15 protein-coding genes are annotated in these 20,512 nt (G+C 55.9%); 12 read left to right on the forward strand and 3 right to left on the reverse strand.

Annotated features, from left to right (window positions below; translation table 11 throughout):
- Nucleotides 1–343: 343 nt before the first annotated feature.
- Nucleotides 344–1,612 (reverse strand): putative lipid II flippase FtsW, encoded by a 1,269-nt coding sequence (ftsW, locus tag J2Z70_RS11995; RefSeq protein WP_209873052.1) that lies wholly within the window; start codon nucleotides 1,610–1,612, stop codon nucleotides 344–346.
- Nucleotides 1,609–1,956: a YugN family protein gene (locus J2Z70_RS12000; protein WP_036729451.1), complete on the reverse strand. Its 348-nt coding sequence runs from the start codon at nucleotides 1,954–1,956 to the stop codon at nucleotides 1,609–1,611. Before J2Z70_RS12000 ends, ftsW begins: the two co-directional genes overlap by 4 nt.
- Before the next feature lie 240 nt (nucleotides 1,957–2,196).
- Here J2Z70_RS12000 and J2Z70_RS12005 point away from each other — a divergent pair, with 240 nt between their 5' ends.
- The 11 genes from J2Z70_RS12005 to J2Z70_RS12055 all read left to right on the forward strand — a co-directional run bounded on the left by J2Z70_RS12005 (nucleotide 2,197) and on the right by J2Z70_RS12055 (nucleotide 13,969).
- The gene (locus J2Z70_RS12005) at nucleotides 2,197–3,378 is read left to right on the forward strand and encodes an amidohydrolase (protein WP_076074347.1); all 1,182 of its coding nucleotides are present in this window, start codon (nucleotides 2,197–2,199) and stop codon (nucleotides 3,376–3,378) included.
- A gap of 276 nt (nucleotides 3,379–3,654) precedes the next feature.
- Nucleotides 3,655–5,367: a DNA repair helicase XPB gene (locus J2Z70_RS12010; protein WP_209873054.1), complete on the forward strand. Its 1,713-nt coding sequence runs from the start codon at nucleotides 3,655–3,657 to the stop codon at nucleotides 5,365–5,367.
- A complete protein-coding gene (locus J2Z70_RS12015; protein WP_209873057.1) occupies nucleotides 5,367–7,487 on the forward strand; it encodes a helicase-associated domain-containing protein in 2,121 nt (706 codons plus the stop codon). The genes J2Z70_RS12010 and J2Z70_RS12015 overlap by 1 nt, the downstream gene beginning before the upstream one ends.
- 46 nt (nucleotides 7,488–7,533) lie before the next feature.
- On the forward strand, nucleotides 7,534–7,971 hold the full coding sequence (locus tag J2Z70_RS12020; RefSeq protein WP_209873060.1) for a YlbF/YmcA family competence regulator: 438 nt from the start codon (nucleotides 7,534–7,536) through the stop codon (nucleotides 7,969–7,971).
- A 42-nt stretch (nucleotides 7,972–8,013) separates the two neighbouring features.
- A complete protein-coding gene (locus J2Z70_RS12025) occupies nucleotides 8,014–8,277 on the forward strand; it encodes a YlbG family protein (protein WP_036694997.1) in 264 nt (87 codons plus the stop codon).
- 64 nt (nucleotides 8,278–8,341) lie between these two features.
- Nucleotides 8,342–8,827: a MarR family transcriptional regulator gene (locus tag J2Z70_RS12030; protein WP_209873063.1), complete on the forward strand. Its 486-nt coding sequence runs from the start codon at nucleotides 8,342–8,344 to the stop codon at nucleotides 8,825–8,827.
- 159 nt (nucleotides 8,828–8,986) lie between these two features.
- Nucleotides 8,987–10,237: an MFS transporter gene (locus J2Z70_RS12035; protein WP_209873066.1), complete on the forward strand. Its 1,251-nt coding sequence runs from the start codon at nucleotides 8,987–8,989 to the stop codon at nucleotides 10,235–10,237.
- A 239-nt stretch (nucleotides 10,238–10,476) separates the two neighbouring features.
- A complete protein-coding gene (locus tag J2Z70_RS12040; RefSeq protein ID WP_209873069.1) occupies nucleotides 10,477–11,445 on the forward strand; it encodes a GGDEF domain-containing protein in 969 nt (322 codons plus the stop codon).
- Between the two features lie 117 nt (nucleotides 11,446–11,562).
- The gene (locus tag J2Z70_RS12045; protein WP_076074360.1) at nucleotides 11,563–12,000 is read left to right on the forward strand and encodes a hypothetical protein; all 438 of its coding nucleotides are present in this window, start codon (nucleotides 11,563–11,565) and stop codon (nucleotides 11,998–12,000) included.
- 85 nt (nucleotides 12,001–12,085) lie between these two features.
- The gene (locus tag J2Z70_RS12050; protein WP_209873072.1) at nucleotides 12,086–12,985 is read left to right on the forward strand and encodes a selenium metabolism-associated LysR family transcriptional regulator; all 900 of its coding nucleotides are present in this window, start codon (nucleotides 12,086–12,088) and stop codon (nucleotides 12,983–12,985) included.
- Between the two features lie 72 nt (nucleotides 12,986–13,057).
- Entirely contained in the window at nucleotides 13,058–13,969 is a 912-nt protein-coding gene (locus tag J2Z70_RS12055) for a PHP domain-containing protein (RefSeq protein WP_209873075.1), read from the forward strand.
- A gap of 1,542 nt (nucleotides 13,970–15,511) precedes the next feature.
- Here the strand turns inward: J2Z70_RS12055 and J2Z70_RS12060 are convergent.
- Nucleotides 15,512–17,398 (reverse strand): Rqc2 family fibronectin-binding protein, encoded by a 1,887-nt coding sequence (locus J2Z70_RS12060; protein ID WP_209873078.1) that lies wholly within the window; start codon nucleotides 17,396–17,398, stop codon nucleotides 15,512–15,514.
- 191 nt (nucleotides 17,399–17,589) lie between these two features.
- On the opposite strand from J2Z70_RS12060, the gene J2Z70_RS12065 reads away from it, so the two are divergent.
- On the forward strand, nucleotides 17,590–20,400 hold the full coding sequence (locus J2Z70_RS12065) for a calcium-translocating P-type ATPase, SERCA-type (protein WP_209873082.1): 2,811 nt from the start codon (nucleotides 17,590–17,592) through the stop codon (nucleotides 20,398–20,400).
- The last annotated feature ends 112 nt before the right edge of the window (nucleotides 20,401–20,512 follow it).

The raw sequence follows: 20,512 nt of genomic DNA on the forward strand, positions 1-20,512 counted from the left end.
GAGGACGGAACGATTGTGAAAAAGCGGCAGCGGTCGCCTTGGTCTCCGGATTTTCACCGCTAAGGGGAATGAAAAAAATCTGGAGACCACAGCGACCCAAACAACGGTCCGTTCGCGCAGCGTCCACCCAAGTGCTCACGTTGATCCTACTCCAAAATAAAGAGCTGTCCCAAGCAGCCATTTCATGGCTTTTGGGACAGCCCTTTCTACAAATATAAGAATTTATCTGTTTCACACGATAACTTATCCTTCTATTTCTCGCTGAAACGGTACCGTCCTTTACAAGGACGGCAAAGCCGTTTCCACTTGTTGGCTCAACCCTCTTTTGTATGTAGGTAGCCTCTTAGCGTGCGCGGGTGCCAGCATTTCTGTTGTTGCGTACCTGTCTGACCGTAGTCACAGACTTCACCACTTCCTCCTTGGCCGGACGATTGGTCTCCCGTGAGATGCTGAGCATGATCCCCATGCAGAGCATGGTGACAAGCAGCGAGGAGCCGCCGTAGCTGATAAAGGGCAGTGTAACCCCTGTAAGCGGAATGGTATTGGTCACACCGCCGATATTGATGAAGGCCTGAATGGCGATGAGCCCCATGATTCCGATGCCGACCAGGGTGCCGAAGGGATCGGTACACCGCAGTGAAATCAGAATCCCTCTCCAGATAAAATACAGATAGAGCAGCAGGAACAAGGCTGTTCCCACGAAGCCGAGCTCCTCACCGATGACGGAAAATATAAAGTCAGTGTAAGGATAAGGAAGGTAGTGAAGCTTTTGGATGCTCTTACCAAACCCGGAGCCTTGTGTTCCGCCTTCGCCTAGGGCGATAAGGGATTGCATGATATGATAGCCGGTGCCCGAGGCATCTTTCGCCGGATCAAGGAAGGCTTCAATACGGCCCTGACGGTAATCCTGCTTAATCTCAGCCTTCTCGGTGTGCGGCGACAGGGAGTCAATGGCGGTCTTGGCTCCCCAGACGAGAGCCACGCCCAGAATCAGTAGGCCAATCGAGCCCATAATGTGCTTCATACTGGCGCCGCCTGCATAGATGATCAGTCCGCTGGTTGCGACAAGAATCATACAGGAGCCTAGATCCGGCTGGAGCATAATCAGTCCGGCTACGATGCCTACGATGATCATGACCGGGATGTACCCTGTCCGTAAATCGCGCAGCCGCTCACCTTTTTTGGTAATCAGGGCGGCCAGATACAGGATGATGGAGAGCTTGGCCAGCTCGGTAGGCTGAATCCCAAGGGTTCCGATGCTCATCCAGCTCTTGGCGCCGTTAATCCCCTCGGTGGTGGCTACGAACAGCAGTAGTACAAGTGTAATCACGAAGATCGGGGCATACCATTTCTTGAATTTGCTGTAGTGGATATTCATGACGACGAACATGATGAAGCTGCCCAGCACAGCCCAGATCAGTTGTTTTTTGACGAAGAAAAATGCATTGTTGCTGTATTTCTCACTGGCAAGGGTTAAGCTGGAACTGGAGCTGAACACCATCAGCAGGCCGAAGCCCACGAACAGCAGGGTGAGAATAAGCAGCTGGAAATCGGGCGTTCCTCTTTTGGGCGGGCGGGCTTTGGAGGCCGTCTTTCCCTTCGCGGCACTCAAACTTCCAGCAGCGCTTTCAATTCATTGATATGCTTCCGGGCTACCTCAAGCACCGGCTGAGGCACCGGGGATTCATATTCCAGCCCGTGGGGGAATGTGGCCTTGCCCAGATAGACGGCTTCAATCGCCAGCACCGCATCTGACTTCTCCAGCTTCCCCTCCACAGCACGGGTATTAATGCGCAGGAAGTATTCGCCGCCGTCCTTGCGGTCTTCTATCTTGCAGTCATAAGTCGCGCGGTAGTATTCCCATTGCCATCTGATGAATCCTGCCCTTGCTGCACTCTCGTCGAGATAAAGAAGGTCGCTCTTCAGTCCTTCGAGGCCCGTGTTCTCAAATATCATAGCGCACAACTCCCCTTAATGAAGTATAATGATTCATTTGTAATTAAAATTTGTTATTGTTCTTCCTCATGATAGTCTGTTTCCCGGGGTTGTGCAAGGTAGAACAGGCTGATTAATACCCACTTTTTTGCGTTTCTGCTACAATAAAAGAAAGTTGGCAGGCTGCGGAGCGGACAGAGCTTAAGGGCTTGCCCCGAAGGCTTATCCGCAGGATGCTGTCAGAGAAGGGAATGGAGAGTTATGGAGAGGTTAGAGATCGGGGAACTGCTCCCGGAAATGATCAAATGGCGCCGCCATCTGCACCGTCATCCGGAGCTGTCCTATCAGGAGAAGGAGACCTCCGCTTATGTCGGGGCAAGGCTCACGGAGCTCGGGATTGAGGTCCGGCGGAGTGCAGCAGGCTACGGATTGACAGGCATACTTAAGGGCCGAGAGACTGGCAGAACGGTAGTCCTGCGTGCAGATATGGACGCGCTGAGTATTACGGAGGAGAGCGGCCGGGAATATGCTTCCCAGCATCCCGGGGTTATGCATGCCTGCGGGCATGACGGGCATACCGCCATGCTGCTGGCTGCGGCGGCGTATTACAGCTCCCGCCGGGAGGAACTGAGGGGGGAGATCCGCTTTCTGTTCCAGCCGGCGGAAGAGGTCTGTCCCGGCGGTGCAGTGGACATGATTGCGGAAGGCGTGCTTGCGGGTGCGGATGCTGTCTACGGGCTGCATCTGTGGACGCCGTTCCCGCTCGGGACGGTAGGCAGTGCGCCGGGGCCGCTGATGGCTTCGGCCGATGAGTTCTTCATTGATCTGACCGGCCGGGGCGGACACGGCGGCATGCCCCACCGCACAGCAGACAGCATTGTGGCCGGTGCGGCACTGGTTACCGGGCTGCAGACGATTGTCAGCCGCAACGTTGATCCGCTGCGTCCTGCTGTGGTCAGCGTGGGAACGATGCAAGGCGGTTCCGCCCAGAATATCATTGCCGAGCGCTGCCGGATTACCGGGACAGTGCGGGCATTTGATGAAGAGACACGTCATCTGATCCGCCGCCGCATTGAAGAGTTGGCGGCGTCCATAGCCGCAGCCTATGGGACGGAGGCGAAGGTGGACTATCTAATGGGGTACCCGCCGCTGGTGAATGACATTGCTGAGTATGAACGCTTCGCCCGTGTTGCCCCTGAGGCGCTGGGTACAGATGCCCAAGTGATGCTGATGGAGAAGATTATGCCGGCGGAGGACTTTTCCTATTATGTTCAGGAGATTCCCGGCTGCTTCATCTTCGTCGGTGCGGGCAATGCGGCCAAGGATGCTGTCTATCCGCACCATCACAGCAAATTTGATTTCGATGAGGATGCTATGCTCTATGGCGTGAAGCTGCTGGTCGCTATGGCCGATTCCTGTCTGAATGAGTCCTTATCCGTATAAATGTTACCGCTCCAGGAAAAACTACTCTCAAATGCCATGGTAACGTGGACAGGAGGGTTCATTCTTGAAGACAGTCAAAGAAGTGATGACCGCGCAGCCGGTGCCGGTGACTCTGCTGGACAATATCTATGAGGCTGCGAAGCCGCTCCATGAAATCTCACAGCGGCAGCAGCTGCATTAATAGAATGACGAGTGGCTCATATCCGTTTGGCGGAGGTGGGCTTTTTCGTTGTAGGGACAAATGTGAACCACTATAGCACACAAGGAGGGAATAGGATGAGCGGAGCAGAGGCGGGGCCATGCATCACACGGAATGACCGGACAATTCTGCTGGAATGCGGACATCCGGGATTTGAGGAGGCGCGGACGATTCTAAGCGGATTTGCCGAGCTTGTCAAAAGTCCTCCAGCCTACCACACTTACCGGATCACACCGTTGTCCCTATGGAACGCCGCAGCCGGGGGACAAACAGCGGCAGAGGTCATTGAAGGACTGCGCAGGCTGTCCAGGTGGGGCATTCCTTCCGAGGTCGAAGGGGAGATGGTGCTGTTGATGTCCCGTTACGGAAGCTTGCATCTGCACGCGGATGAGAGTGATCCGCAGCTTGTTACGTTAACCGCTGACCGGGCGAGCCGGCTGGATGAACTGGATGACTCTCAGAAGCTGAAGGAGCTGGGCCTGCGCCGGACCGGGGAGCTGCATAGCCATTGTCCGAAGATGAACCGGGGTCTGCTGAAGCAGGAGTTAACCAGACTTGGTTATCCGGTTCTTGACTATGCCGGGTACCGGGACGGGCAGATGCTGAAGATGGCCTGGCGGGAAACTCTAAGGGAAACGGGTGAAGAGAGCAGCGCCGAATTCAGGCTCCGGGATTATCAACTGGAGGCTGTCCGAAAGTTCCAGGGAACCGGCGGACATGGCGGCAGCGGTGTGGTCGTGCTGCCCTGCGGGGCAGGCAAAACAGTTGTCGGCCTTGCGGTGCTGGAGCAGCTGCAGTGCGAGACACTGATCCTTACTTCAAGCACGACTTCAGTAGAACAGTGGCGCGGGGAGCTGCTGCTGCGGACCACGCTGAGTGCAGATGAGGTCGGGGAATACACGGGAGAGCACCGGGAGGTGCGGCCGGTAACTGTTACAACCTATCAAATGCTGACCCACAGGCGCTCCAAGGGAGGAGCGTTTGTCCACATGAATCTGTTCCATGAGCGAAACTGGGGGTTGATTATCTATGACGAGGTCCATCTGCTTCCGGCACCTGTCTTCCGGGCGACCGCAGATATTCAGGCTACGCGGCGGCTGGGGCTGACAGCAACGCTGGTCCGGGAGGACGGGCGGGAGGGGGATGTGTTCTCCCTGATCGGCCCGAGATGCTACGACCTGCCCTGGAAGGTGCTGGAGCGGCAGGGATGGATTGCAGCTGTCGATTGCATCGAGGTCATCGTTCCGATGAACCAGAAGCTGCGGCAGCAATATATGTATGCCGGTGCGAAGGAGCAGTTCCGGCTGGCGGCAGGTAATAAGGCTAAGGCGCAGGCCGCAGCGCAGATTGCTGCGGCGCATCCCGCAGCGTCGATTCTGGTGATCGGGCAGTACCTCGACCAGCTCGAGCAGCTGGAGCTGGAGCTGGCGGCCCCTCTGATCACGGGCAAGACTCCGCAGAAGGAGCGGAATGCGCTCTACGCTGCGTTTAATGATGGCAAGCTGCCGGTGCTGATTGTCTCCAAGGTTGCGAACTTTGCTGTGAATCTGCCGGATGCCTCGGTAGCAATTGAGGTATCCGGCGCCTTCGGCTCCCGGCAGGAGGAGGCTCAGCGGCTGGGCCGCATCCTTCGTCCGAAGCCGGGGGATAACCGGGCGTATTTCTACACGCTGGTCACGGGAGACAGCCGGGAGCAGGACTTCGCCCTGCGCCGCCGGATGTTCCTGACAGAGCAAGGCTACGAATACGGGGTCCGGATGCTGGACCCGGCGGAAGGAGCTGTTCTCTGATGGAACTGGAACCGGCAGATGATATCGGCAAGCTGTCTGCGGATGCTTGTGAAGTGCTGCTGCGGATAGCGGCAGAGCATGCGGCTTCGCCATGTACAGCGGATTCTGCAGAGCGGCTGCGGCCTGAATTCCTGTGTAGAGCCGAGCAGTTGCTGGCCCTGGAGGAACTGCTTCACACCGGGATGCTGGAGCTGCGTCAGAAGGTGTGGGGGGAGCGGCTGTATCAGATTCCGCAGCAGCAGTATCCCTTGATCCTGCGGAGCTTCTGGACGGGCTGCCCGCAGGTGCAGGTGGAGGGGGCAGTCCGGGTGGAGCATGCAGCGTGTTCAGAACTGGCAGGGGAGCTATTTCAGGGACTGCTGTTCATAGCCCAGGAAGGCCTGCCTCTGACATCTAAGGGAGTGATACATAAGAAGCAGCTTGGCCGGTTAGCCGGAAGGTTGTCCATACCGGAGGAGTCTCTGGCCCTCCTTGAGTCCTCGGCCGGTCACCAGAGCTATGCGCTGCCGGTTACATTAATCATTGATCTGCTGAGCGTATTGGGGCTGATTACCCGCGATAACAGCGGGTATGGAGTAGACAGACCGATGCTGCAACGCTGGCTGGCTCTTACCGCACAAGAGATGACGGATACGCTCTACACCTTGGTAATCAGCCGCTACGGTGCTCCGCTGCCTGAAGAGCAGCATTTCAGACATTTGCTCTCGGCAGCAGAGTTTAAGACGGACGAGTGGTTTGCGGTAGAGCCTGTTCTAAGCTGGATGAGACAGAATGGTCTAGCCGGGGAGCAGTCTGTGCCAGGGGCAGCAGGGACAGGCTCAGACTCAGGGCTTAAGCAGGCGTCACTTGCCTGGATTCGCCTTCTGGCCGCCTTCGGCTGGTGTGAGCTGGGGTCTTCAGCAGAAGGAGCGGAGTGCTTCCGCTGGAAGGCAAGGAAGCCGCAGCTGACCAGACATAGTCTAGGAATAACCCCGCAGCATCAAGAGGGTGCAGAAGAAGCGGACACTAACCCGGAAACAGCCAGCAGCAGTCCAAGCATAGCCTCACACAGCCAAGCAATCCTGGACAGCGCCGCCGAAGCTCAAGATACCGTCCTCAGCCCGCAGAGACCCGTAGCAGCTGAAGCCGCATGTAGCCCGCTGCCGCAGGCATCGGCTTCCGCGTCCCCCGGCTTCATTGTTCAGCCGGATTTCGAGGTGCTGGTACCACCGGAGGTCGCTTATACGGTCCGCTGGACCTTGGCCGGGTGTGCGGAGCTGCTGCATCACGAGGATCTCTGGAGCTTCCGGCTGACCCGTGAGCGGCTGGAAGCCGCGGCGGACCAAGGGTTCGCCCCGGGTGAAGTGATCTCCTGGCTGAACGCCCATGCCGCCGGAGGATTGCCGGAGCAGGTCATACTGGCGCTACGGCAGTGGGCCAGAGCGATCGGGCGGACCGAACTGGCGGAGGTTCTTCTGCTGTCCTGCGCCGGAGAGCAGGAGGGCGAGATAATCGCCGCCCATCCCCGGCTGCAGGACATCGTTACCCGCATCGGCCCGCTCCACTTCATTGTCCGGCCGGAGGCTGCCGGGCAGCTGCGCAAAGAGCTTGCAGCCGCCGGTCTGGCGCCGTCCGTAAGGGCCGGGGACCTGAACGGGGCTGCGGGCCAGCAGCAGCTGTTCGAGCTGTCTGGGCCGGACGATCCAGCGCTGCGCTACGAGCTCCCTGCCGCAGCCGGGGAACGGGGCCTGCTGGGAACGGGACCGTCCCCGAAGCTCCTGCCGCTGGACAGGGGAGGCCGCCTGATGCTGGAGCTGCCGGGTGAGGAGGCCGTGCCGCAGATGTGGTTCAATCAGTGGAGGCAGTATCATGTCACTACAGCGCAAAAGGTAATGGAGCAGGCCCTAAGCTGGGGAATCAAGGTCCGGCTCTCCTACGGGGGCAAGGCGGCGGATTTCATTCCTGAACGGATCAGCGGACGCCCATGGAAGGTACGGGGCATTCTGCTGCTCCCGGGAACGGAGACGGCAGAGGAGACGGAGCTTGCAGCGGAGGACTGGCAGGAAATTCAGCTGCTGCATCCGCTTAAGCACAGAAATTCTTCTTCTGCTGAGGCGGGCGGATATGTTATGATAAGGTAGTCTATCGCTGCGGTAGAACATTAAATGCAGAAAAGAGTTGAAGTTCATGAGCGTAGCGGAATTAAATACGGTCGATATGGCTGAAGTGCTGACATACGCCTATGAATTAGGCGATATGATTAATCAATCCGCAGAAGTGTCGGATTACCTATACTGGAAGGGACAGGTAGATAACCATCCCCAAATCCAGGCCATGATCAAGCGGCTGCAAGGCAAGAAGGAGCTGTTTGACGAGACACAGCGGTTTGGTCATTTTCACCCGAACTATCACTCGGCCAAGGATGAGGTTGAGGCTGTAGAGCGGGAGCTGGAGCAGTTCGAAGCGGTGATCCGCTTCAAGAATGCGGAGAAGACGCTGGATGATATTCTTCATTCCATGTCTGAGGCGATCGCATTCTCGGTCTCGGACAGTATTAAGGTTCCCAGCAATGATCCGTCCCCCAAAGGCGGATGCGGCAGCGGCGGCAAATGCTCCTGCGGATAAGCTGACCCGTGAGGAGATAGAGAAAGAGAGGCGGATGAGCTTATGTTTGCGGAACGGACAGGTTATATTGTATGGGTTAGCGACGTCAAGGCGGCGCGCAACCTGGAGAAGTACGGCACATTGCACTACGTTTCCCGTAAAATGCACTATGCGGTAATGTACGTCAATGCGGAGCGCGCCGAGGAAGTTATGAAGAATGTCCGCAGACTTTCTTATGTGCGCAAGATTGAGCGTTCGTACCGCAATGAACTGAAGACGGAATATACCAGCAACGGACCGGACAAGTCCAAGTACTACGGTCTGTAGTTCAGGGATAAGGGTTATTTAGACAGACGCCGCTGGCGTCTGTTTTTTTAGAGGGGGACCACCAATGAACAAAGAGGAACAGGTCTTAACCGCTTTCCGGGAATTATTCAATAAGATGAGCTGGCTGAACAAGTCGAAGATGGAGATCAGTCTTAAGGGTAATAAACCCTCTGAGGTGCACTGTATTGAATACATCGGACGACATGCAGACGTCAACGTGACCAAGCTTGCAGAGGCCTTGTACATGACCAGAGGGGCGATCAGCAAGATTACACGGAAGCTCCTACACAAGGGGCTTATCGAGAGCTACCAGAAGCCGGACAATCAGAAGGAAATCTATTTCAGGCTAACCGGTCAAGGGGAGGCTGTGTATCAGATCCATGACGAATTGCACCGTGAGTTCCGGGAGCGGGACAGACCCGTGTTTGAGCAGGTGACCGATAGCCAGTATGCCGGTATGCTCAGCTTCATGGAGAGGTACAATAGGCATTTGGATGAAGAGATTAAGAAGCAGGAGCTGGAGCTGGAGAACAGCATGGAAGAAGATTAATTTCCCCTCTATACTTCAGCAGAATATTACAGGCAGAGTTACTTTCACCCGGCAGGGTGTTTTTTTATGCTCAATAATTTGTTTCCTTGGAATCAAAAATGTGCTAGGATGATATTGTTTCTTAGGAAACAAATCATGAACTCTAAGGAGAGAAGATACATGTCCACATCCAAACCAGCTGACAATCAAGATCAACCTTCAGAACCAAAAGTAGATAAGCACGCGCTTATATTCGGTCTAATTTCAGTATTTTTATGCGGAATAGGCTTCAGTATCATAGCTCCGGTGGTTCCATTCCTCGTCCAGCCTTACATTAGCGATCCCGGAAAACAAGCGGTGATGATTACCCTGCTGACCTCAGTGTATGCGGCCTGCCTGTTCTGTTCGGCGCCTGTGCTGGGTGCGCTGAGTGATAAATACGGACGACGTCTGCTGCTTCTGCTATGCTTGCTGGGTTCTGCTGCCGGTTACTTCATATTTGGCCTTGGAGGGGCTTTATGGGTGCTGTTCGCCGGGCGGATCATTGAAGGGATTACAGGCGGGAGCATCGGTACAATCTTCGCTTATTTTGCAGACATTCTTCCGCCGGAGCAACGGACCAAGTACTTTGGCTGGGTGAGCGCGGTGGTAGGGGCCGGTACTATTATTGGTCCGTCGATGGGCGGGCTGCTGGCCAAGTTCGGGTATTCGGTGCCCATGTATGCTGGAGCAGCGGTAACATTACTGAATGTGGGTTATGGCTTCCTGTTCATGCCCGAGAGTCTGGAGAAAAGTAAGAGATTGAAGGTAATCCCCTTAGTCAGGCTGAATCCCTTCTCGCAGCTTGCGAACCTGCTGACCATGAAGAACCTCAATAGACTGTTTGTCTCCGCCTTCCTGCTGTGGATACCGAATGGCTCATTCCAGGCTATTTTTTCACAGTTCACGTTGGATAATTTCAGCTGGAAGCCGGTGATCATCGGATTGATGTTCTCTATCATGGGCTTGCAGGATATTCTGTCCCAAGGATTCATTATGCCGAAGCTCCTGAAAAGATACAGTGACCGGCAAATCGCCCTCCTCGGAATGGTCTCGGAAATTGTTGGATATGTCCTGTTTGCGTTGTCGGCCTTGTTCGCCTTTTATCCCCTTTTTATCGCAGGGATGTTTATCTTCGGCTTCGGCGATTCGGTCTTCGGGCCCTCGTTCAACGGAATGCTGTCCAAATCTGCCGCAGCGGGCGAGCAGGGACGGGTTCAAGGGGGCAGCCAATCGATTCAGGCGCTGGCGAGAATGATCGGGCCGCTGGTTGGCGGACAGCTCTATGTATCGCTTGGACCGGCTGCACCGGCATTCATGGGGGTGATCCTCATTGGAGCGGCGATCCCTGTGCTGTATACGATTAACCGGGCAGGAGCATTGTCGAAATAGGTCGTTAGTGTGAAAAAAGGTGCGCAGAAGGCAATGCCTGGGCCCGAAGTTTATCCCTGCTTAATAATTCCAATCTATGCTGAAGAGAAGTTATTGAATTCACGAAGACAAGCATACGGGGGATTAGATGAATAAGACAGGGACCCTTGGCTATGCGCTCGGGAGACCGGCTCATCGGCCTGAGCGTGGAGCGCTTCCGTCTCCGGTGCTCCAGTATCCAGTCAAGGGAGGGTGTAAGCATGTTTCTGCAGATCGGTGAAATCGCTGAACAAATCCCGGACATTTCGATTCATCACAAATGCGGGTTTGTGGACCAGATTTTCAAAAGCAATCCCCAGCTCCAAGGCGTAGCCGTCACGGAAAACGGGCGCACCGCCGGATTGATTATGAGGATCAGCTTTTATCAGAAAATAGGTACGCTGTATGGGTATACGCTCTATATGGGCAGACCTGTGGAACTGGTGATGGACAAAAATCCGCTGGTGGTGGACTATAACACGCCCATTATCGAGGTAAGCAGGCAGGCGATGTCGAGGCAGGATGAGAATCTGTACGACTATGTGATCGTGACTCATGAGAAGGCCCTGTTCGGAGCGGTTAGCGTACGGGATCTGCTGCTTAACTTCGCGGAGATTCAGGCGGTGGCCGCCAGCTTCCTGAATCCGTTAACAGGGCTCCCGGGGAATATCAGCATTACTGAGTGGATGGTGAAGACGCTGCTGCAGGATGAATTCAGTGTGCTCTACATCGATCTTGACCATTTCAAGGCGTACAACGACACCTACGGTTTCAAGGAAGGCGACCGTATGATTCAGGCCACTGCAGAGCTGCTAAAGCATGAGGCACTGCGGATGAACGGATTCCTGGGGCATATCGGCGGGGATGATTTTATTATTTTTATCAGCGATTATCACTACGAGGAATGCTGCAGAAGCATCATCGCGGCGTTCGATACGGCAGTTAAGGATTTCTATCATGCCGGACATCTGGCCCAGAAATACGTGCTGACCGAGAGCCGTTCGGGACAACTGGAGGAGATCCCGCTGGTCGCGATCTCGATTGCCGTGGTTACGAACCGCAGCCGCCGGTTTGCTTCCATTGAGGAGCTGTCGGTAGAGGCGGCCCGCTTCAAAAAAAGCTGCAAAATGATCAGAGGCAGCAGCTATGTCGATGACAGCGATATCAGTATGCACCGGACGGGCAGCTGAGGTTTCGCCATGTAACTCTCCCGGGATGGCGGTATGCTTGAACAACGGCCGTCAATGCGGTAAGATTGACAACAATAAGAGCATGCCAAGACCCTTTTTACGTGGAGTGTGATGACTATGCAGGGCAAGGGGATGGACTGGTGGGGGGTGCACGAACCCTTCCATATCATGCTGAATAACTACGGGATTGCCGACATCGTGCTGACCCGGCATGCCAAGAGCCGTTATGCGGACCGGGTAGCTGCTGAGGACAGCGGAAATGTGGAGGTGACCGCCTGGATCTGGCAGGCCCTGAAGCAGAACCGGCTGAGGCCTTACTCGAACAGTGATTATAATGCCTATCTGATCGATAATGATACGGTGATCGTGGTTGATTTCAGGCAGCTTGAGGGCGTCACGGCCCTCTCCGGAGAGCCGCTGTATGTCATGGTAATCGTATCTTTTCTGGGCAAAATATCGGTTACTCCGCAGCTCCGGGATCTCAAGCGATACTATTCCTGGCTGCGACATTCCCGGCGCATGAAGCTGTCCAAGAAACGCCGCAGGCGCAAGTAGGATACTTGAAACGAGGGAGGCATGCGGCTTAGGGCTGCGTGCCTTTTTGCTTGAAGACTGAAATTAGCGAAGGAGTCAGTAACGTATGAATTTTCATCAGCTTCATATTTTCTATACCGTGTCCGAACGGGGCAGCTTCTCGGCGGCGGCGCAGACTCTGCATATGACCCAGCCTGCGGTGACGATGCAGATTCAGGCGCTTGAGGATTATTTCGGAACCAAGCTGTTCGACCGTTCCACCAAAAAAATCATACTCACCGAGGCCGGCCTGACGCTGATGCCGTTCGCGGTGCGCAGCATGCAACTGATGCGTGAGACGGATCAGGCGATGTCGGCCTTCACCCACATGCTGGAGGGCCGCCTGATGCTCGGAGCCAGCCTGACCATCGGTGAATATGTGCTTCCCCGCCTGCTGGGGCCTTTCGGCAAGGAATATCCGAATATCTCGATTATGATGAAGGTGATGAACACTTCACAGATTATGGATGAGATTCACAAGCATCAGCTGAATTTCGGGCTGATTGAAGCGCCGGTCTCCCACCCGGACATGGTGATTGAGCCGGTAATGGGCGATGAGCTGAAGCTGATCGTGCCCCATGAGCATCCGCTGGCCGGTCAGGCGGAAGTGACGCTGGCGCAGGCGCTCGCCTATCCATTCGTGCTGCGCGAACGCGGCTCGGGCACACGGCGGGTGATGGAGGAGCAGCTTGAGGCTAACGGGCTTGACCCTGCAGCGATGCAGATTGTGATGGAGCTGGGCAGTACCGGGGCGGTGAAGTCGGCGGTAGAGGCAGGGCTGGGGATTACAATTATCTCGACCTCCTCGGTCAAGCATGAAGTAGCGCTCGGCCTGCTGAAGATTGTCAATCTGACGGATGCCTCCTTCAAACGGCAATTCTACGCTATTCATCTGAAATCGACCTTGCTGCCGATCTCGGCGGTAACCTTCCTAAGCTTCCTGCGCCAGCATACCGGCGGACAGTAACGGATATGCATAGCTAGCTGCGTGTAGCTGCATGAAAGCATGTAAACTTACTTGAAAGAACGGAGGAATTCCATGACAGACCCTACAAGTCATAGCGGACATTCAGAGGCGGAGTTAGCTACAGCGGGTCTTGCTGATACAGCCGGCAGATGCGACCTGCACACCCATACCCAGGCCTCGGACGGCATGCAGCCGCCGGCAGAGAATGTGCGGCTTGGTTACGAGGCTGGATTGGCAGCGCTAGCCATTACCGATCATGATACGGTCAGCGGAGTAGCGGAAGCACTGGAAGCAGGCAAGCGGTACGGGATTACTGTAGTTCCCGGTGTAGAGATCAGCACACGGCAGAGCGGCAAGGAGATCCATGTCCTCGGTTACTATATCGACATAGAACAGGAACTGCTGTTGTCCCGCCTGGAGGAGCAGCGGGGTATCCGGCTCGGGCGTAATGAGGCAATTCTTGAGAAGCTACGCGGACTGGGCATTGCGATCACCCTGGAGCAGGTAGTGTCAGGGCTTGGCCGGGAGCTGAAGCCTGATGAGAGCATAGGCCGCCCGCACATCGCGGATGAGCTGGTGCGGCTGGGCGCAGCCGTGGATATGCGGGATGCTTTTGACAAGTATCTGGGTGAAGGGGCGGCGGCCTATGTCTCGCCTCCGCGCATTACCCCGGAGACGGCCTGCCAGTGGATTCGTGAAGCAGGAGGTGCAGCGGTGTTGGCCCATCCGGGAATCTACGGGGATGACGCACTGGTGCGCAGAATCGTGGAGGAATGTGATTTGGACGGCATCGAGGTGTATCATTCCGATCATGGCCCGGCAGAGCATGAGCGCTACCTTGCACTGGCTGAGGAATTCGGCCTGCGGGTAACCGGCGGCTCGGATTTCCATGGTGCGCGGCAGGGCGTTGTTTTCCACGGGGATCTCGGCAGTGTGAGTGTACCTGCCGCTGTGCTGGAGCAGCTTAAGGCTGCCAGAGGCTGACTGTAGGACACAGCAAAGAGCGCAGGATACAAAAACACAAAACGCCAGACACAAGACACAAGACACAAGACACAAGATACTAAAAACCTCCGACCCTTAGCGCAGGCGCTACAGGACGGAGGTTTTTTGGTAGGAGCAATCCTTACTGTTAGTAAAGCGCATGATTAGTAAGAGGAAACCACCTACTATTGTGTTTGGTTTTCCGCATACATTGGGCCCGTGCGCCTTGAGCGAACCCAATGTATGCTGTTTTCCGCATACATTTGGCCCCGTGCGCCTTGAGCGAACCCAATGTATGCTGTTTTCCACATACATTGGGCCCCGTGCGCCTTTAGTGAGCCGAATGTATGCTGTTTTCCACATACATTGGGCCCCGTGCGCCTTTCGCGAACCCATTGTATGCTGTTTTCCACATACATTGGGCCCGAGCGCCTTTCGCGAACCCATTGTATGCTGTTTTCCGCATACATTTGGCCCGTGCGCCTTGAGCGAGGCTGATGTATGCTGTTTTCCACATACATTGGGCCCGTGCGCCTTGAGCGAACTCAATGTATGCTGTTTTCCGCATACATTTGGCCCGTGCGCCTTTCGCGAACCCAATGTATGCTGTTTTCCACATACATTTGGCCCACGCGCCTTTCGCGAGCCGATTGTATGCTGTTTTCCACATACATATGGCCCACGCGCCTTTCGCGAGCCAGATGTATGCTGTTTTCCACATACATTTGGCCCCGCGCGCCTTGAGTGAGCCAGATGTATGCTGTTTTCCACATACATTTGGCCCGCGCGCCTTGAGCGAACTCAATGTATGCTGTTTTCCACATACATATGGCCCCGTGCGCCTTGAGCGAACCCAATGTATGCTGTTTTCCACATACATTTGGCCCCGTGCGCCTTTAGTGAGCCGAATGTATGCTGTTTTCCACATACATTGGGCCCCGTGCGCCTTTCGCGAACCCATTGTATGCTGTTTTCCACATACATTGGGCCCGAGCGCCTTTCGCGAACCCATTGTATGCTGTTTTCCGCATACATTTGGCCCGTGCGCCTTTCGCGAGCCAGATGTATGCTGTTTTCCACATACATTTGGCCCGTGCGCCTTGAGCGAGGCTGATGTATGCTGATTTCCACATACATTTGGCCCGCGCGCCTTGAGCGAACTCAATGTATGCTGTTTTCCGCATACATTGGGCCCCGTGCGCCTTTCGCGAGCCAGATGTATGCTGTTTTCCACAAACATTGGGCCCGTGCGCCTTTCGCGAGCCAGATGTATGCTGTTTTCCACATACATTGGGCCCCGCGCGCCTTTCGCGAGCCTGATGTATGCTGTTTTCCGCATACATTGGGCCCACGCGCCTTGAACGAACCAAATGTATGCTGTTTTCCGCATACATTTGGCCCGAGCGCCTTTCGCGAACCCATTGTATGCTGTTTTCCACATACATTTGGCCCACGCGCCTTGAGCGAGCCAGATGTATGCTGTTTTCCGCATACATTGGGCCCACGCGCCTTGAGCGAACTCATTGCTGTTCGGTTTTTCGCTTAACTCCGCAGCACATTCGGGAGCTGCTTGATCCGCTCTTCATCGGGCGTGACGAAGAGTGTCCGCTGATGATCGTAGATGACGAAGCCCGGCTTGGCTCCGCTCGGCTTGCGCACGTAACGGATGAGCGTACAGTCCACCGGCACACTGCTGGATTGCTTGGCCTGGCTGTAATAGGCGGCGAGCTGAGCAGCTTCCTCCAGGGTGGCATCGCCGAATTCCTCACTGCGGATCACCACATGCGAGCCGGGAATATCCTTGGTATGCAGCCAGGTATCGTTCGGAGCAGCGAGGCGGTTGGTGACATACTCGTTTTGCAGATTGTTTTTGCCGACATAGATGTCAACCCCTTCAGAGGAAGTGAATACCTGCAGCGTAGGTCTGGCAGCCTTCTTTTTCTTCTTGCCTTTTTTGCTGCGGTCGCGGAGATAGCCTTGGCTGACCAGCTCCTCGCGGATCTCCTCAATGTCATTCAGTGAGGCATGGGCTAATTGCTGGAGCAGCAGTTCCATATAGGCAATCTCTTCGTGTGTCTTCTTGACCTGCTCGCCGATCACCCGCAGGCTGTTCTTGTACTTGTTATATTTTTTGAAATACCGCTGTGCATTGTCTGTAGGGCTTAGCAGCGGGTCGAGCGGAACGGTAATCTCCGCCTGATTCTCATCATAGTAGTTTACTAGCTTTGCTTCTTTGTCGCCTTTGTTCACGGTGTGCAGGGAAGCGAACAGCAGCTCGCCCCAGATCCGGAACTGGTCTGCATCCTCGGCTTCGTTCAGATCCTTTTGCAGGTTGGCCAGCTTCTTGATGTTCTTACTGCGCTCGTTGCTGAGGAAGCGGATCAGGTCGCTAACCCGCTGCTTAACCGTGTCCTTCTCCGCCTTGTCCCCGTAATAATCCTCCAGGCACAAGCTTATGGAGCTGTAATGCTTCACATTCCCGCTCATGAGCTTCAGCGGAATGGCCGAGAATACCGGCTTGCCCTTGGCATTCCAACCGGTGACTGGAGCGAATTCCAGCTTGCTGACCGGCTCCATGACGGAATGGAAGGCTTCCCAGAGCTGTTCGGGCTTATCCATCCCGCTGCTGAAATCCTCAGCTTCTCCGCCTATCTCCTTGTACCGGTGGAGGATCTCTCCGGCGATCAGCGGACTCAGGCCGCTGAAGGCGTGGACCAGCCAGCCGGCCGGATCGGCTGAAGGGGCCGGGCCGCCGGAGCCGTCAGCCTGCGGTGCCTCAAGTGAGGCCAGCAGTCCGGCGATCTCGCCCTCGATCATATCCTCCTCCGGCTCCTGAGGATGCTCGGCGGCGTAGCGGGCCGCTTCCTCTGCCGAGGCTATCAGGGTAAGGAAGTCCGGCTGGCTGATCTGCAGCGGATTCAGCTTATGCTGCTGCGGCGGCTGGGTATAAGCCGCTCCCGGCATAACGACCCGGTAGCTGCTGATTGACGGGGTGACATGATGAATGCCGTCGATAATCGTCCCCGTGGCCAGCTCGGTCAGAATGATGTTGCTGTGGCGTCCCATCAGCTCGATGATGATTTTTTTGGCGGAGACATCCCCCAGCTCATCCCGTGTTCTGATGGTGATATGAATAATTCGTTCAAGCCCCACCTGGGTAATGCTCTCGATGGTGCCGCCTTCACAATGCTTGCGCATCAGCATGCAGAACATCGGCGCTTCCGCCGGGTTGATGCTGCTTCTCTCGGTCAGGTGCAGCCGGGGGTAGGTCGGGTTCGCCGACAGCAGCAGCTTGCCGCCGCCGCCCGCACCGCGCAGGGTGAAGATGAGGTCATGTGTGCTGGGTTGATATATTTTGCCGACGCGTGCACCGATGAAGGGCTGAAGCTCATGCACGATCGCTTGGGTAACAATGCCGTCTAATGCCATGATAAGGTTCTCCTGTCGCCTGATAATAAAGTACTCCCTCTATGATGCCATACTTTTACCGGTTCGCGCAAAAGGAGAAACCTAGATGCGGTGATATTTTGGGACGACCATGAATACACTTGGACATGAACAGGTGGAAAAGCTGTGCGCCGCCGGAAGTCAAGAAACGACCGGGAGGGGAAAGATTAGTTATGGAACAAAAAAGCTGGCACCGGCTCGGTGCAGAGGAGCTGCAGGAGATGTTCGGCGTTCAGCCGGGAACGGGGCTAAGCGCCGAGGACGCCGCCGCAAGACGCAAAGAGAGCGGGTACAATGAGCTGTCTGAGGGCAAAAGGGTATCACCTTTTACGCTGCTGCTCAATCAGTTCAAGGATTTCATGGTACTGGTGCTGATGGGGGCGACTCTGGTATCCGGCCTGCTCGGCGAATACTTAGACGCCATTACGATTATCGCGATTATTCTGCTTAACGGGGTACTCGGATTCGTGCAGGAGTTCCGCGCCGAGCGTTCGTTAAGAGCACTGAAGCAGCTCTCCGCGCCTACGGCCAAAGTGATGCGCGGCGGGAAGCAGGAGGTGCTTCCCGCCAGAATGCTGGTCCCCGGAGATATCGTCCTGCTGGAGAGCGGGGACCGGATACCGGCAGATGTCCGCTGGCTGCAGTGCAGCAGCATCTATGCCGAAGAGTCGGCGCTGACAGGGGAGTCGCTGCCGGTCTCCAAGCATGCCTCGGCGATCTATGCTGAAGACATCCCGCTGGGCGATCAGAAGAATATCGGCTTCACGGGTACGATGGTGACCCGGGGAACCGGCCGGGCTATGGTCATCCGCACCGGTATGGCTACCGAGATGGGCAAGATTGCCGATCTGATCCAGAACACCGAATCCCAGGAGACCCCGCTGCAGCACCGTCTGGAGCAGCTCGGCAAGATTCTGATCTACGTCTCACTGGGGCTGACCATTGTTGTGGTCCTGGCAGGAATTATGCATGGTCAGCCGGCAACGGCGATGTTCCTGGCCGGGGTGAGTCTGGCGGTGGCAGCTATTCCCGAAGGACTTCCGGCCATTGTGACGATTGCGCTTGCGCTGGGTGTCCAGCGGATGATCAAGCGCAAAGCGATTGTCCGCAAGCTGCCTTCGGTAGAGACGCTGGGCTGCGCCTCCGTCATCTGCTCGGATAAGACAGGAACCCTGACGCAGAACAAAATGACAGTCACCCAGCTCTGGAACGCCGGACGGACCCTTGAGGTATCAGGGGAAGGTTATGCTCCGGTAGGCAGTGTGCTCCAGAAAGGCCGGCCCGTTGATCTTAAGAATGACCAGAGTCTCCGGCGCATGCTTCAGGTGGGTGCATTATGCAGCAACGCAGAGATTTATGAGAGCTTCCCCGACACGCGCAGCAAAAAGAAAGGCAAAGGTGCAGAGGCCGATAAAGGGGCAAACGCTCAGCCGGTCTGGGAACTGAAGGGCGATCCTACTGAAGGTGCGCTGGTCGCTTTGTCTGCCAAGATGGGACTAACTGCCCAAACGCTTGCTGTAACCTATACCCGGGAGACGGAGTTTCCGTTCGATTCTGAACGCAAGCTGATGTCGGTGGTTGTAAATCACCCCGGCGGCCGGATGATCTGCACCAAAGGCGCACCCGATGTGCTCCTGAATTGCTGCACGTATATGCTGTGGGAGGGCGGAGTCGTGCCCTGCACGCCGACCTTGCGCCAGAAGGTGCTGGATGCCAATGAACAGATGGCTTCCGGCGCACTGCGTGTGCTGGGGATGGCTTACCGCGATCTGCGGAGCGGAGAAACGGCCGGCAGCGAGAAGGAAGCGGAGAGCCAGCTTGTCTTCGTGGGTCTGGCCGGGATGATCGATCCGCCGCGCAAGGAAGTGCGCGATGCGATCAGTGTGACCCGCCGGGCAGGCATCAAGACAGTCATGATTACCGGCGACCATGGGACGACCGCAGAGGCGATTGCCCATCAGCTCGGCATTCTGCAGCGCGGCGGCAGGGTTCTGACTGGTAGCGAGCTTACCCGGATGGACGATGATGCGCTTGATAAGGTATCGGACAATGTCTTCGTCTACGCCCGGGTATCTCCGGAGCATAAGCTGCGGATCGTCAAGTCGCTGCAGCGCCACGGCCATGTCGTAGCGATGACTGGCGATGGAGTAAACGATGCGCCTGCAATTAAGGCCGCCGATATTGGGATCTCAATGGGAATCACCGGTACGGATGTGACGAAGGAGGCTTCGGCCCTGGTCCTCGGGGACGATAACTTCTCAACCATCGTGGCCGCCATTGAAGAGGGACGGAATATCTATGAGAATATCCGCAAGTTCATCCGGTATCTGCTGGCCTCGAATGTCGGCGAGATTCTAACCATGTTCTTCGCCATGATGCTCGGGCTGCCGCTGCCGCTGGTTCCGATCCAGATTCTATGGGTCAATCTGGTTACAGACGGCTTACCTGCAATGGCGCTGGGCGTAGACCAGCCGGAGAAGGATCTGATGGAGCACAAGCCACGCGGTGCAAAAGAAAACATCTTTGCCCGGCGGCTGGGCTGGAAGATTGTCAGCCGCGGGCTGCTGATCGGACTCTGTACCCTGGCCGCCTTCTGGCTGACGCTGCGGATTGATCCAGGCAGCGCGCAGCAATTGATCCGCGCGCAGTCGGTTGCTTTTGCCACCCTTGTGATGGCACAGCTCATTCATGTGTTCGACTGCCGCAGCTCGCGCTCGGTCTTCTACCGGAATCCGTTCCAGAACAAATATCTGGTCCTGGCTGTCCTGTCCTCTGTCCTCTTAATGCTGGCTGTAATGTACCTCCCTGTGCTTCAGCCGGTGTTCAAGACCGTTCCGCTCAGCTTCCGTGAATGGTGCCTGGTGCTGGTGATGTCCGGAATCCCGACCTTCCTGATGGGAGCGGGCAGCGTCTGGGGCGGCAAGAAGAACCGCAGCCGCAGCGGTGGACGCCAGATGATAAAAAGTACAAAGTTTTCAGCATAAAATCAATAGCCTCACTCCACTCCTATAAGGTATGCTGGTTTCACTGAGAAGCTTGGTTTATGATGAACCAGGAATGTGGAAACAGCTGATCTTACTTATAGGAGTGGACCTG

The organism is Paenibacillus silagei, assembly GCF_017874735.1.
Lineage (GTDB): Bacteria > Bacillota > Bacilli > Paenibacillales > Paenibacillaceae > Paenibacillus_AQ > Paenibacillus_AQ silagei.

Excerpts from the sequence above, each read along its gene's own strand:
- J2Z70_RS12015 (WP_209873057.1), top strand. The coding sequence starts at position 5,367 with ATGGAACTGGAACCGGCAGATGATATCGGCAAGCTGTCTGCGGATGCT.
- J2Z70_RS12000 (WP_036729451.1), bottom strand. The coding sequence starts at position 1,956 with ATGATATTTGAGAACACGGGCCTCGAAGGACTGAAGAGCGACCTTCTT.
- J2Z70_RS12060 (WP_209873078.1), bottom strand. The coding sequence starts at position 17,398 with ATGGCATTAGACGGCATTGTTACCCAAGCGATCGTGCATGAGCTTCAG.
- J2Z70_RS12050 (WP_209873072.1), top strand. The coding sequence starts at position 12,086 with ATGAATTTTCATCAGCTTCATATTTTCTATACCGTGTCCGAACGGGGC.
- J2Z70_RS12045 (WP_076074360.1), top strand. The coding sequence starts at position 11,563 with ATGCAGGGCAAGGGGATGGACTGGTGGGGGGTGCACGAACCCTTCCAT.
- J2Z70_RS12040 (WP_209873069.1), top strand. The coding sequence starts at position 10,477 with ATGTTTCTGCAGATCGGTGAAATCGCTGAACAAATCCCGGACATTTCG.
- J2Z70_RS12055 (WP_209873075.1), top strand. The coding sequence starts at position 13,058 with ATGACAGACCCTACAAGTCATAGCGGACATTCAGAGGCGGAGTTAGCT.
- J2Z70_RS12010 (WP_209873054.1), top strand. The coding sequence starts at position 3,655 with ATGAGCGGAGCAGAGGCGGGGCCATGCATCACACGGAATGACCGGACA.
- J2Z70_RS12005 (WP_076074347.1), top strand. The coding sequence starts at position 2,197 with ATGGAGAGGTTAGAGATCGGGGAACTGCTCCCGGAAATGATCAAATGG.
- J2Z70_RS12030 (WP_209873063.1), top strand. The coding sequence starts at position 8,342 with ATGAACAAAGAGGAACAGGTCTTAACCGCTTTCCGGGAATTATTCAAT.
- J2Z70_RS12025 (WP_036694997.1), top strand. The coding sequence starts at position 8,014 with ATGTTTGCGGAACGGACAGGTTATATTGTATGGGTTAGCGACGTCAAG.
- J2Z70_RS12065 (WP_209873082.1), top strand. The coding sequence starts at position 17,590 with ATGGAACAAAAAAGCTGGCACCGGCTCGGTGCAGAGGAGCTGCAGGAG.
- J2Z70_RS12020 (WP_209873060.1), top strand. The coding sequence starts at position 7,534 with ATGAGCGTAGCGGAATTAAATACGGTCGATATGGCTGAAGTGCTGACA.
- J2Z70_RS12035 (WP_209873066.1), top strand. The coding sequence starts at position 8,987 with ATGTCCACATCCAAACCAGCTGACAATCAAGATCAACCTTCAGAACCA.